The 13,279-nt window shown below is 57.0% G+C and carries 10 protein-coding genes and 1 pseudogene; 7 read left to right on the top strand and 4 right to left on the bottom strand.

The annotated features are described in order from the left end of the window. Positions 1 to 179: 179 nt before the first annotated feature. The 3 genes from BIND_RS12470 to xylB form a co-directional block, all read right to left on the bottom strand. Complete coding sequence (locus tag BIND_RS12470) at positions 180 to 461, bottom strand: Rdx family protein (protein ID WP_012385428.1); 282 nt, start codon at positions 459 to 461, stop codon at positions 180 to 182. Positions 462 to 544: 83 nt separating this feature from the next. Next, entirely contained in the window at positions 545 to 1,108 is a 564-nt protein-coding gene (locus BIND_RS12465; protein WP_012385427.1) for a gamma-glutamylcyclotransferase family protein, read from the bottom strand. A gap of 130 nt (positions 1,109 to 1,238) precedes the next feature. Further along, the gene (gene xylB, locus BIND_RS12460) at positions 1,239 to 2,693 is read right to left on the bottom strand and encodes a xylulokinase (protein WP_012385426.1); all 1,455 of its coding nucleotides are present in this window, start codon (positions 2,691 to 2,693) and stop codon (positions 1,239 to 1,241) included. A 210-nt stretch (positions 2,694 to 2,903) separates the two neighbouring features. Between xylB and BIND_RS12455 the strand changes: the two genes are divergently transcribed. From BIND_RS12455 to BIND_RS12435, 5 genes and pseudogenes are all read left to right on the top strand, one after another. Then, complete coding sequence (locus tag BIND_RS12455) at positions 2,904 to 4,217, top strand: ABC transporter substrate-binding protein (protein WP_012385425.1); 1,314 nt, start codon at positions 2,904 to 2,906, stop codon at positions 4,215 to 4,217. A 286-nt stretch (positions 4,218 to 4,503) separates the two neighbouring features. Beyond that, a complete protein-coding gene (locus tag BIND_RS12450; protein WP_012385424.1) occupies positions 4,504 to 5,376 on the top strand; it encodes a carbohydrate ABC transporter permease in 873 nt (290 codons plus the stop codon). A gap of 3 nt (positions 5,377 to 5,379) precedes the next feature. Beyond that, on the top strand, positions 5,380 to 6,210 hold the full coding sequence (locus BIND_RS12445; protein WP_012385423.1) for a carbohydrate ABC transporter permease: 831 nt from the start codon (positions 5,380 to 5,382) through the stop codon (positions 6,208 to 6,210). 11 nt (positions 6,211 to 6,221) lie between these two features. After that, positions 6,222 to 7,232 (top strand): ABC transporter ATP-binding protein, encoded by a 1,011-nt coding sequence (locus tag BIND_RS12440; RefSeq protein WP_012385422.1) that lies wholly within the window; start codon positions 6,222 to 6,224, stop codon positions 7,230 to 7,232. Between the two features lie 307 nt (positions 7,233 to 7,539). Further along, positions 7,540 to 9,012, top strand: a pseudogene (locus tag BIND_RS12435) (mannitol dehydrogenase family protein); the annotation flags it as partial. Between the two features lie 379 nt (positions 9,013 to 9,391). Here BIND_RS12435 and BIND_RS12430 read toward each other — a convergent pair. Next, positions 9,392 to 11,173, bottom strand: a complete 1,782-nt coding sequence (locus BIND_RS12430; RefSeq protein WP_148210630.1) for a hypothetical protein — start codon at positions 11,171 to 11,173, stop codon at positions 9,392 to 9,394. Positions 11,174 to 11,518: 345 nt separating this feature from the next. On the opposite strand from BIND_RS12430, the gene BIND_RS12425 reads away from it, so the two are divergent. Both BIND_RS12425 and BIND_RS12420 read left to right on the top strand, forming a co-directional pair. After that, positions 11,519 to 12,625: a methionine ABC transporter ATP-binding protein gene (locus tag BIND_RS12425; RefSeq protein ID WP_012385419.1), complete on the top strand. Its 1,107-nt coding sequence runs from the start codon at positions 11,519 to 11,521 to the stop codon at positions 12,623 to 12,625. Continuing rightward, a complete protein-coding gene (locus tag BIND_RS12420; protein ID WP_012385418.1) occupies positions 12,615 to 13,277 on the top strand; it encodes a methionine ABC transporter permease in 663 nt (220 codons plus the stop codon). The genes BIND_RS12425 and BIND_RS12420 overlap by 11 nt, the downstream gene beginning before the upstream one ends. The last annotated feature ends 2 nt before the right edge of the window (positions 13,278 to 13,279 follow it).

Genomic DNA, 13,279 nt, shown 5'->3' with positions numbered 1-13,279 from the left:
AAAAATCAACTTGTTACATTCAACGAGAACCATCGAGTGGGAGTGATTTTTGCCCCGCCGAACGTATCCTGTTCAGCATCTACCGTCCTCTATCGAGGGTAAGCCTCCTGGGTGACGGTATATCTGATGGTATGTTGACTCAAACACAGAGCTTGCTCTCGATGCCGCGCGAAGGTTAGTCAGCGATCGATGTGACCAAGATCGCGTCCCGGTTCGATGACATCGCGCACGCGTTGCTTCAGTTCCTTTGGACCGGGAAAGCCGCCGTCGCGTGCGCGCTCCCATATCAGCGTCTCGTTCACCTTAATCTCGAACCATCCCCCGGTATCGGGGATCAAAGCAACCTCACCCAGCGTCTGGCCAAAGGTGTTGAGAAGCTCCTGGGCCATCCAGGCGGCACGCAGCAGCCAGTTGCACTGGGTGCAGTAGCGGATCGAGACTCGTGGGGCGTCGTCAGCCATGAAACATCCTTTTCTTAAAAACGGGTGCGGCGGAATTTGCGGGACTGATCGGCGATGAGCGATTCATGGCGCCATTCACCCGATCATTCGGCGGGTTCAACGCTTTCCAGGAACTGCACCCACGCGTCCGGCAGGCCATGGGCCCGCGCTCCCTCGCGCAATAAGGAGAGATAGCGCAGGGAAGGGCGACCATCATGCGGGTTGCCCTCGGCGATATAGGTCATTGCCTTCACCGGCCGGCCATGACCGTCTTCCACGCTCAGCCAGGTGGGGCGGTATCTCTTGCCGGGCACACCCTCGCTCGCATTAAGGCGGAGCATATCCCGGCAGGTGATCTGGTAAAGAACGCCCCACACTTCCGTGGAGACATCGGCGCAGATATTGGCCGGTGCGGCTTTTCCTAAAGGTCTCCCATCGAGATTGAAGCGCAGCCGGTAACCTATGGCGCGCCCGACGCGCCATTCCAACGGCCGCATTCCGCGACGTTCGAGAAAAGCGCTGTCGTGCATATTCGAGCCATAAGCGAAGTACCAGATTTTATCGGAAGGGCGTCCCGCCAACTCTACTTTGTGAAACCGGTAATATAATCGCGACAAAGTCCAGGATTTCGCCGTCAGCCTTCGCCACCGAATGCGCGTCCTTATCATTTTGAAGACCATACCTCACAACGTCACGCGTGGACCTATCGCCCTACAGGAATGCATGAAGGTTTCATGCTACACCGTCTAAGAATATCAGAAAATGGACAGGTGCCCCCATGGCCTTTTCCTTGGCTCTTCAAGGGGTCGGTGAGCGAAGCGCCGGGTAGAGCGCGCGGTAGCGCGCATAGGCGTCCGCATAGGCTTGCGCCAAAGGAGTGATGGGCTCGAACGTCTCGGCAATAGCGGGTGCAGTACAGATCTTTTTCGGCATTGCCCCCGTCGCCGCGATCAGGCCGAGCCGCGCCGCACCGAAAGCCGCGCCAAAATCGCCATCGGCTGGCCGATCCACTGGTATTTCAAGCGCCGTGGCCAAAGCGGAAAGCCAATAGGACGATTGTGCACCCCCGCCCGTTGCCATGACCCGCGTGATCTGCGCGCCGGCTGAACGCAAGGCTACGAGATTGTCACGGATGGCGAAAGCCACGCCTTCCAGCACGGCTTGTGTGAGGGCTGCACGGTCGCTTTCCCGTCCAAGGCCGACAAAGGCGCCGCGCGCGCTGGCATCATTATGCGGCGTGCGTTCGCCGGAGAGATAGGGCAGAAAGGTTACGCTGCTCGGCGCCTTGAGACTATCGCCCTGTTCCGCAATCAGCTCGGCGGCGGAGAGACCGGTCAGGCCCGAATGCCAATTGAGCGCATCGGTGGCGCATAGGATGACGCCCATCTGATGCCATGTGCCAGGCAAAGCGTGGCAAAAAGTATGGACCGCGCTCGCCGGTTGCGGCCGATAGGAATCATTGGCGGCAAACAGCACGCCTGAGGTGCCGAGGGAGACAAAGGCCGCCCCTTCGTCAATCACGCCCATGCCGCAAGCGGCGGCGGCATTATCGCCCGCACCGCCCGCGACCACGATCCCCGCGCCGAGCCCCCATTCCGCCGCAAGGCCGCTCCGCAAAACGCCGGCCGGTTCCACGCCTTCAACCAAGGCGGGCATTTGCCGTTCGTCCATGCCTGTCGCGGCCAGCAATTCAGGGGACCATTTGCGGCCGCCGGTATCAAGCCACGCCGTCCCTGCGGCATCCGACATGTCCGAGAACGATTCTCCCGTCAGCCAAAGGCGCAGATAATCCTTCGGCAGGAGCACGCGGTGGATGCGCGCGAAAATTTCCGGTTCATGTTCGGCAACCCAAACGAGTTTGGGTGCGGTAAAGCCGGGAAAGACGATATTGCCGGTGATAACACGAAAACGTGAATCCGCGTCGAGAGCGGCGGCTTGGCGATGGCTACGCACATCGTTCCAAAGAATGCAGGGCCGCAGCACTTTATCGTCCGCGTCCAGCAGGGTCGCCCCATGCATCTGACCGGACAGGCCGATGCCACGAAGCGCCTTGAAAGCCTCAGGATGCGCTGCCTTGACGCCGGCCATCGCCGCCTGCGCTGCCCGCACCCATTCAACGGGATCCTGCTCCGACCAGCCAGGCTGAGGGCGTGAAACGTTCAGCGGACTGCTCGCGGAGCCGACAACCTGTTGATTGGCATCGATCAACAATGCTTTGACGCCGGATGTACCGAGATCAAGACCGAGATACATCTGGGGCTCCTCCAAAATTTCTTCTCATATGAGACACATTTTTAAGCGAAGAGAGCGGCTTAGCGCATGCGATGGGGGGCTCACATTGGCATTTTACATGAAAACGCTCGCGGTCATGAGATTGCCCTAAAGCGGCTTGACACTCTTTAAAGAAGAGTGATTTACTTACGAAAAATATAAGCACAAATACAAAACTGGGTGGGAAACGCCATGAGACTCAGGACTTTGCTGTTCAGCGCCTGCGCTGCCGTGACTTTTGCCGGAACGGCTATTGCGGAAACGCTGACGATCGCCACCGTCAATAATGGCGACATGATCCGGATGCAGAAGCTCACGGATGACTTCAAAGCGAAAAATCCGGACATCGACCTGAAATGGGTCACGCTCGAAGAAAATGTGCTGCGGCAGAAGGTGACGACTGACATCGCGACCAAGGGCGGTCAGTTCGACATCATGACCATCGGCAATTACGAGGTGCCGATCTGGGCCAAACGGGGCTGGTTGAAGCCGCTCGACGCGCTTGGTGCGAATTATGATGAAGCAGACCTCCTGCCCACGATCCACGAAGCGGTCTCTTATGACGGCAAGCTCTACGCTTCGCCTTTTTATGGCGAAAGCGCCATGGTCATGTATCGCAAGGATCTGTTCGAGAAGGCGGGGCTGACCATGCCGGCCGAGCCGAACTGGGATTTCATCGCCGAGGCCGCGCGCAAGATCACCGACAAGAATGCATCGATCTATGGCATCTGCTTGCGCGGCAAGGCGGGATGGGGAGAGAACATGGCTTTTCTCACCGCACTCGCTAATTCCATGGGTGGCCGCTGGTTCGATGAGCAGTGGAAACCGCAATTTGACCAGCCGGAATGGCAAAAATCTATCGATTATTACGTCAAGCTGATGAAAGACGCTGGCCCTCCCGGTGCTTCCGCCAACGGCTTCAACGAGAATCTCGCTCTCTTTCAAACCGGCAAATGCGGTATCTGGATAGACGCCACGGTCGCTGCCTCTTTCGTCAGCAATCCCAAGGATTCCGCAGTCGCTGACAAGGTTGGTTACGCTTTGTTCCCAGCCTCTGGCACGCTCGGCAATCACGGCAATTGGCTGTGGGCGTGGAGTCTTGCCGTGCCGGCCGGGAGCAAGAAAGATAAAGCGGCGCAGAAGTTCATCGGTTGGGCGACTGACAAGGCCTATATAGATCTCGTCGCAGGCAAGGAAGGATGGGCGAGCGTTCCTCCCGGCACGCGCATCTCCCTTTATGAGAATGCGCAATATCGTCAGGCAGCGCCCTTCGCCCTTCCGACACTCGCGGCGATCAAGGCCGCCAATACGGCCAAACCTACTGTCAAGCCCGTACCTTATACTGGCGGCCAGTTCGTGGCTATCGCGGAGTTTCAGGGAATTGGGACGGCAGTCGGCCAGCAATTCTCGGCGGCTCTCGCCGGCCAGGTCACGCCGGAACAGGCGCTTCGGAATGCCCAGCAATTGACAGCGCGGGAAATGACCAAGGCTGGCTACATCAAGTAATACCAAAGGGCGTAAAGAACGACCTTTGGTTCCTTTCTTGAATTTTCGCTTTTTCAAAGCGATGGCGAAAATTCAAGAGCGGTCCAACGGTCATTGATTATGACCGTTGGTTTAAGGCCGGAGCAGAGCAAACGTATCCAATCTGCTTCCCTTGAAAAACAGAGCATCGGAATCAAGACGAAACGCCGCGCGCTCGTAGCCTTTGACCATGCTGTCAACGGCTACGACGGCGCGCCAAGATAGCCCGCCCGCTTGGCATTCATTCAATTCTGATCCGGGGGTCGCCATGGCGACAGGACATACTCATTCCGCCGCGCGCCTGATGATGGCGCCTTCCGTGGTCCTCCTGTTGGCCTGGATGATCGTGCCGCTGGCGATGACGGCCTATTTTTCCTTTCTGCGTTACAATTTGCTGATGCCAGGCGAGGAGGTGTTCACAAGCCTTGCGAATTATCAGTTCTTCCTCACGGACCCAGCCTTCTTCTCCGCACTCATCAACACGCTGCTGATCGTTCTCGGTGTCCTCGTCATAACCATCATCGGGGGCATCGGTTTTGCGCTTCTGCTCGATCAGCCGATGTTCGGGCAGGGGATCGTGCGTATTCTGGTGATTGCGCCCTTCTTCGTCATGCCGACGGTCTCGGCGCTCGTGTGGAAGAACATGTTCATGAATCCGGTGAATGGTCTGTTCGCCTGGATCGCCCGATCGCTTGGACTCGAGCCTTTTGACTGGCTGGCCAATGCACCGCTCTTATCGATCATCCTCATCATCGCCTGGCAATGGTTGCCTTTTGCGACCTTGATCCTGCTGACGGCCCTGCAATCTCTGAATGAGGAACAGAAAGAAGCCGCCGAAATGGACGGTGCGGGACCAATCTCAAAGTTCATCTATATCATTCTGCCGCATATGGCCCGCGCCATCACGGTCGTCATTCTCATTCAGACGATCTTTCTTCTCTCTATCTTCGCCGAAATTCTCGTCACCACCAATGGCGGACCCGGCGTGGAGAGCACCAATCTCACTTTTCTCGTGTATACGCAGGCGCTTCTTCAGTTCGACATTGGCGGAGCCTCGGCGGGCGGCATTGTCGCCGTCGTGCTCGCCAATATCGTCGCCGTCTTCCTGATCCGCTTCGTCGGCAAGAATCTGGAGGCTTGAATAATGGCACGCCAAGGCTCAGCCCGCCGTAAACTGGTCACGACCGTCATCGCATGGACGTTTGGCCTTGCGATCTTCTTCCCGATCTTGTGGACCGTGCTGACGAGCTTCAAGACCGAGGCCGAAGCGATCGCCTCGCCGCCTTCCTTTCTGTTCTTCCATTGGACGACGGAAAACTACGCAGAGGTTCAGAGCCGCTCGAATTATTTCGGCCATTTCATGAATTCGGTCGTCATCGCCTTCGGCTCGACATTTGCGGCGCTGGCGATCGCCATCCCTTCCGCCTGGGCCATGGCTTTTTCGCCGACGAAGCGCACCAAGAACATCTTGATGTGGATGCTTTCCACCAAAATGATGCCGTCGGTCGGCGCGCTCATCCCGGTCTATCTCATCTTCCGCGATACGGGGCTGCTCGATACGCGGACAGGCCTCGTCATCGTCCTCACTCTGATCAACCTGCCGATCGTCTTGTGGATGCTCTACACCTATTTCAAGGAAATTCCTGGCGAGATCCTGGAGGCGGCGCGCATGGACGGCGCCTCGCTCATCAAGGAAATCGTCTATGTGCTGACGCCCATGGTTGTGCCTGGAATTGCCTCGACACTGCTGCTCAATGTCATTCTGGCCTGGAACGAAGCCTTCTGGACATTGAACCTCACAACCTCCGACGCGGCGCCGCTGACGGCATTCATTGCCTCTTATTCGAGTCCGGAAGGCCTGTTCTATGGCAAGCTGTCCGCAGCTTCCACCATGGCGATCGCACCGATTCTGATCCTTGGCTGGTTCTCGCAAAAGCAACTTGTTCGCGGACTGACCTTTGGCGCGGTTAAATAGAAAGAAACCTCATGGGCAGCATCTCGCTTCAGAACGTTTCCAAACATTTCGGCGCGTTCAAGGCTATTCCTTCTCTCAATCTCGAAATCGATGATGGCGAGTTCGTGGTTTTCGTTGGCCCTTCCGGCTGCGGCAAGTCCACGCTTCTCAGGCTGATCGCGGGGCTGGAGGATGTCAGCGGCGGCAAAATAATCATCGACGGCAAGGATGTCACCCATGCCTCAGCCTCACAGCGCCGGCTTGCCATGGTGTTTCAGTCCTATGCGCTCTATCCGCATATGAGCGTGCGCTCCAATATTGCGTTTCCTTTGAAAATGGCCGGTTTGGAGAAAGCCGAGATCGACCGCAAAGTGAATGACGCGGCCCGCATCCTCAATCTTGGTGATTATCTCGACCGCAAGCCTCGTGAACTCTCGGGGGGCCAGCGCCAGCGCGTGGCCATCGGCCGAGCCATCGTACGTCAGCCCACGGCCTTTCTGTTTGACGAGCCGCTGTCGAACCTTGATGCGGCCTTGCGTGTCAATATGCGACTCGAGATCAGCGAACTTCATCAGACTTTGAAAACCACGATGATCTATGTCACGCATGATCAGGTGGAGGCCATGACAATGGCCGACAAGATCGTGGTACTCAATCGCGGCCGGATCGAACAAGTGGGGTCGCCGATGGAGCTTTACCGCAACCCGGCCAATCTGTTCGTCGCTGGCTTCATCGGATCGCCGAAGATGAATCTGATCGGCGGGGCCTATGCTGTTTCCAAACAGGCGGCCACAGTGGGCATCAGGCCTGAACATATCAGCTGGTCGCGGGAAAAAGGCCCCTGGAGCGGAACCATCGTCATTGCCGAACATCTCGGCTCCGACACATTCCTGCATGTGGAGGTGGATGATGTCGGCCTTGTCACGGTCAGGGCTGAAGGAGCGTTCGAGGGGAGCCACGGTGACCGGCTGTTCCTCATCCCGGATGAAACCAAGCTCTACCGCTTCGACAAAGAAGGCATTGCTTTATCTCCACGGGTTTGATGCCGGGGAGATCAAACCCAAAAGAGAATATCGCTTTTGGGATAAATTTGGTGCGTTTTCAAAGACCTAGAGCGTCGCTCCAATTTAAGGAGCGACGCTCTCGAGCATTTTTAAGTGCATTAAACCCTTTCGGGGACACCCTGGTATCGAGAATGACAGATTCTCGATACGTCACTTTTTAAAACCGTATCCACCTTCATTGAACCGCGACGAGTCGTGCTTCAATGAAGGTGGATACTAGACAAACTCACAGCTCTCCATCCGGCCGGATGGTTCCAGATCGCTCTTCCCTTTCGAGGATCGTAATATGACCTGCAAGCTCTCGTTGACGACATTGAACGAGGCCACGGCACCGACGGCGGTTCCGACCTATGCGCGCCAAAGTCTTTCCGCCGGCATTGTCCATTTCGGCATCGGAAATTTTCACCGCGCTCATCAGGCGGTCTATCTCGATGAATTGTTCAATGCCGGTCAAGATCTTGACTGGGCCATCATCGGCGCGGGCGTCATGCCTTCCGACGCGTTGATCCGCGAAAAGCTGCTCGATCAGGATTGCCTGACGACGGTTGTCGAGCAGGACAATAACCGGGTTGCCGCCCGCATCACCGGCGCGATGATCGATATTTTGCCGACCGGCAATGCGCCGGTCATCATCGAAAAGCTTGCCGAGCCGGCGATCCGCATCGTCTCCATGACCATCACGGAAGGCGGTTATTTCCTCAACGCGAATGGCGCCTTCAATCTCGAACATCCGGCGATCATCGAGGATGGTCGTCACCCGGAATCACCGAAAACAATATTCGGGTTGATCGTCGCCGGCCTCAAAGCACGGAAGGAGAAGGGTATCGAGCCTTTTACTGTCGCTTCCTGTGACAACATTCCCCATAATGGCAAGGTAACCTATAACGCTGTCACCGGGCTCGCGCGGCTCTCCGATCCAGATTTCGCCAATTGGATCGCGGCCAATGTATCCTTTCCCAATTCCATGGTGGACCGTATCACGCCGGCGACGGGCCAGCGTGAGATTGATATTGCCCGTGAAGATTTTGGCATTGAGGACAATTGGCCGGTCTTCTGCGAAGAATTTCGGCAATGGGTGATCGAGGATAAATTTCCTGCGGGGCGTCCGGCTTTGGAGAAAGTGGGCGTTCAATTCGTCCTCGATGTTTCGCCCTACGAACTCATGAAGATCCGTATTCTCAACGGCGGCCATGCGGCTATCGCTTATCCTGCGGCTTTGCTTGACATTCATTTCGTTCACGAAGCGATGGAAGAGCCGCTCATCCGCTCCTTTCTCGCCAAGCTCGAACGCGAGGAAATCATTCCGGTCGTTCCACCCGTGCCGGATACCGATATCGATGCTTATTTCCAGTTGATCGAGCGGCGTTTCTCCAATTCGAAGATTGGCGATACGATCCCCCGGCTGGCGCAGGATGGCTCTAATCGGCAGCCGAAATTCATTTTGCCGACGACGAAAGACCGGCTGGCGCGCGGCGACGATGTCATCGGCCTCTCGCTGGTCTCGGCGCTCTGGTGTCGTTATTTCGCGGGAACATCGGACAGCGGCAAGGACATCGTCTTCAACGATGCGAGCGCCGAGCGGCTGCATGCGGCTGCGCTCGAAGCGAAAACAGACCCATCTGCCTTTCTTGCCCTCGATGATATTTTCGGCACTATCGGCCATTCGGAACTGTTTGCCCGACGTTTCGCTCACGCGCTCAAGACATTGTGGGAGAAAGGAACGCGCGAGACGCTGACGCTTTATCTGGAAAATCGCCTGATTCAAGAGGCTGAGGCGCAGACATATCCGCAGGAACATGAAATCCTCGACATGATCCGAGGCCATCGTGGGGAAGACGCGCGGCCCATCGTGGCGGCTTGGCTGGCCGATCAGCGTGATCGCGGAACGATCGTTCTGGATGATGTTCAAAGCGGCGCCCGTATATTGATAGACATGATCTTCGGCGCGATCATTCCCAAACCGGACGACGAATGGCCTGATCGTGATGCCCGGCAGGCGCATATTCACCGGTGCATCGGCATCTTTCTCAATGGTGTGCTTCAGCGCGCGCATTGAGTGCCGAGGTCGTGTATCTCCTTATCGCATGTGGCCGCGTCGACGCCGTCTCGGTTGTAGGGCCCATTTGTTGGGTCCAAGCCTATTGGGTTGTCGCGGCCGCTGCTAAACGGCTGCGTAGCTCGGCGACTTCGTGACGCAGCGCCTCGATCTCGACGCGTTCATAGGCCGCTCCGGCACAATCTGCGAGCGAACCCAGCATTGTGCATTCATCAGCGTCCAAGTCAGTCCCGACTTGATGGGGGCCATAGAGGGCAATGGCGAGAGATGCACCGGAACCGCCTCTGACGGGAACTGCCAGGGATGGCCGTTCCACGTCCAATTCCTTGACGTCAGCGTCCTGCCAGCCAGCCGTGCTGGCACAGCGTCGAAAAGCGCCATCGAACCGACGGAAGACAGCACCGGAAGCGAGGCTTAGTAGCTCGCAAGGACCAGCGATCAGGTAACGATCGATTTCATCCGCGCTTTGTGCGGAGCGGAGCGCATCGCCAGTATATTTGAGACAATATTGGGCACGATGATAACGGCGGCTGAACAGATGATCGGCCGCATGCACAGCGCCCTCATGAAGCTGATGCAACACGAAAATGATCAGGGGGCCGACGATGAGCAACCACGCCCATTCGGGGAGGGGCACAATATCCTTATTGTGTGCGAGCCATTCGTGCAGATAGAAAATCGGTACGGCAATCAGCAAGGTCAGCACGGCCATGACTGTGCCATGACGCAAAGGCACGGTGACGCTGATGACACGCGGTCGGCGGATCGCTTCCGATACGAACCAGGCGAGTACACCATAGAGTAAGTAAAGCAGGCCTATGATGATTTGTGGCGGTTCGGAAATTCCAAAAACATCTTGGAACAGTCCGGCCGATTGTGCAAGCTCGGCGATGATGAAGGCGGGCAGACCAATGGCGCAGCCAGCGATGACCCAAAGCATTCGCTGATCGTCTTGTGGTGACAAGAGACGCCGACGTCGAATTAAAATCAGCAGGACGAGAGCATTGAGAGCGAAGCTGACGTAGTAAGATATCCGGGTCAGCGTTTCTGTTCCAAAACCGAAAACATTGGCAAAGGTCAGCAGGTTGAGTGCGAAGAATCCGGCTGCGATCGCCGGGAGGGCGCGCTCCAGTGGCCGCCAGCCTGGCTCCATGGAATTGTGCGGGAAGCGCAAGGCAAAGACAATCAACCCGATCAGCGCTGCCGTCTGCGCGGTTGCCTCGGCGACTTCCTGGACGAGAACGGCCAGCGGCCAAGCTGTGATCAAGGCGTAAAAGGTGTAGGACTGGCCAGGGTTGAACCAGATTACGAAAAGAAAGAAACCCCAAGTCATCGCTATCGGACGCTGCCAGACCAGGACGGAGGCGGTGAGCACCACGGCGACGCCAACCAGTGTATCGGCGAGCAGCACCAGGCTCTCGAGGCCATTCCAGGGGGGCCTTGCCGCATCGATCGTCAGGGTTCGAGCCGGCATGTCGCCACGCGCCAGAAAGCTGATCTTGAGGCGACTGCCCGGAAGCACGTAATGCAGCCCTCCCAACCCACCGATCAGCGCCAGAATGTCGTAGCATGCTGTCGAAGACATGGGGACGCATCGCATGGCGCGCAGATCGACCCGATCGCCACGAACCACACCGGCTTTAGCTGACGGCGATTCGAGCTCGCTCTGAAAGGGCGTGACATTATCAATAACCAGGCCGTCATTATCAATTGACAGGCCGAACGAGGCGAGGGGCTGCACCACGCGATAGAAGCCGGGCATGATATTGGCCAACGCCCAGGCTGTAAGGACGACGAGCAACATTCGTTGAAAGACCAACGAAGGCTCATCGGAGACTGCCACGACATTCCTATCAGTTGGCACGGCACCCTCCATCATACGATGTCACGGGGTAAGGTCCCCTATGCGGGAACGCAATGATGCGAGTTTACACTATGATCTTGTATCCTTCCCCCCATCTTTGCTCGGCATCGCTATAATAATGTGCGTCCCCGCTGACAGAGCCAAAGCGCCGCTGATGTGTGGAAGACGGAGCCGCTTTAGGCGGGGATCGCGTCTTTCTTCATCGGATTCCCAATGAACGCATCCAGCGTGTGATTGACTTATTTTTTATAAAGTCTATCAATTAAGTTTATAAAACATGGCGGATCATTCCTGACAGGGGCAAACCATGTCCTGCACCGATTGGATAATGTTTGAGGTATTCCGGTGAATGCTCCTGTGATTTTTCAGCGTGAAGGCCGCGCAATCGAAGGAGAAGCTTCTGCCTCCGAGGCGCTGATCCGCTTCGAAAATGTCAGAAAGACTTATACCACTCATCATGGAGGGAGCGTCGCGGCCCTTGAGGATGTCAATCTCGCCATCAAACAGGGATCGATCCTCGGCGTGATCGGCCGCAGCGGTGCCGGCAAATCAACACTCATCCGGCTGGTCAATGGACTCGAAAAACCGGATTCCGGTCAGATCATCGTCGATTCAATCGATATCAGCCGCCTCGCGGAAAAGGATTTGCGCAAAGTCCGCCGCTCGATCGGGATGATCTTTCAGCATTTCAATCTCCTGTCCTCGCGGACCGTCTTCGGCAATATTGCCTTGCCTCTTGAAATCGGTGGCTTACGGAAAAGCGAGATCCAGGACAGGGTCGAACATTTGCTCACCCTCGTGGGCCTCACGGATAAACGGAACCATTATCCCGCCGAGCTTTCGGGTGGTCAGAAGCAAAGAGTGGGCATAGCCCGGGCGCTTGCGACACGACCCAAAGTGCTCTTGTGTGACGAGGCGACCTCTGCGCTCGATCCCGAAACCACGGCCTCGATTCTGCAATTGCTGGCGAGCATCAACCGCGATCTCGGCGTGACCATTCTTCTCATCACTCATGAAATGGCCGTCATCCGTGCCATTGCCCATGAGATCGCCGTGCTCGATGCCGGGCGGATCGTGGAACAGGGTGATGCCTATGACCTTTTCACCCGCCCTCAGCATCCGACCACGCTGCGTTTCCTCCAGTCGGAAACCGGGCATCAATTGCCCGCCTATCTGGCGGAAAGACTGCGTCCACAAGCCTTCGCTGGAGCCTTGGCGGTTTTGCGCGTGGGCTTTCGCGGCGCCTTCGCCCATGATGGCATTCTTTCGCATTTGACCCGCAAATTGAATTGCGACGTGAACATTCTCGGCGGTGCGATCGATGCCGTGGCCGATCGACCTTTCGGGACACTCATCATTGGCCTGCCTGCAGGTGAGGCCCTAGCCAACCAGGCCCGCCATTTCCTGTCCGAGCGAGGCCATGACGCGGAGTTTCTCGGTTATGTCGCCTGAGATCTTCCAACTCATCTATGATGCCCTGCTTGAAACCCTTTTCATGGTCATGTCGGCGGCTTTTCTTGGCTCACTCTTCGGCCTACCGCTCGGTCTCTTTCTCGCCACCAGCCGCCACGGAGAATTGCTTTCGGCCCCTCTCGTCAACAAAGGACTGGGGCTCATCGTCAATGCGACGCGTTCAGTCCCATTCATCATCCTCGTCGTCGCGCTGATCCCTGTTACGCGGGCCATTGCCGGCACTTCGATCGGGACGCGCTCAGCAATCGTTCCCCTCACGATCGCTGCGACGCCCTTCATCGCCCGTCTCGTCGAGACGGCGATCCGCGAGGTCGATCGGGGGCTGATTGAGGCGGCCCGTGCGATGGGCGCGACGCCCGTCCAAATTATCGTGAAAATTCTTTTGCCGGAGGCGATCCCCTCGATTGTCTCAAGCCTCACGCTCGCGGTCGTGAGCCTTATCGGCTACTCGGCCATGGCGGGCACAGTGGGCGGCGGCGGCCTCGGCGATCTTGGCATTCGCTATGGTTATCAGCGCTTCATGCCGGATGTGATGGTGGCGGTGGTTCTCGTTCTCATTCTGCTCGTGCAAGGCGTCCAGACATTTGGCGACACTTGGGCGCGACGAGTCAACAAACGGATCCGGCATTAAAC

The sequence above is a fragment of the Beijerinckia indica subsp. indica ATCC 9039 genome, assembly GCF_000019845.1.
In the GTDB taxonomy this organism is placed as follows: Bacteria; Pseudomonadota; Alphaproteobacteria; order Rhizobiales; family Beijerinckiaceae; genus Beijerinckia; species Beijerinckia indica.
Note: the sequence above shows the minus strand (reverse complement) of the source record. Positions and strands in the feature narration are given on the sequence as shown.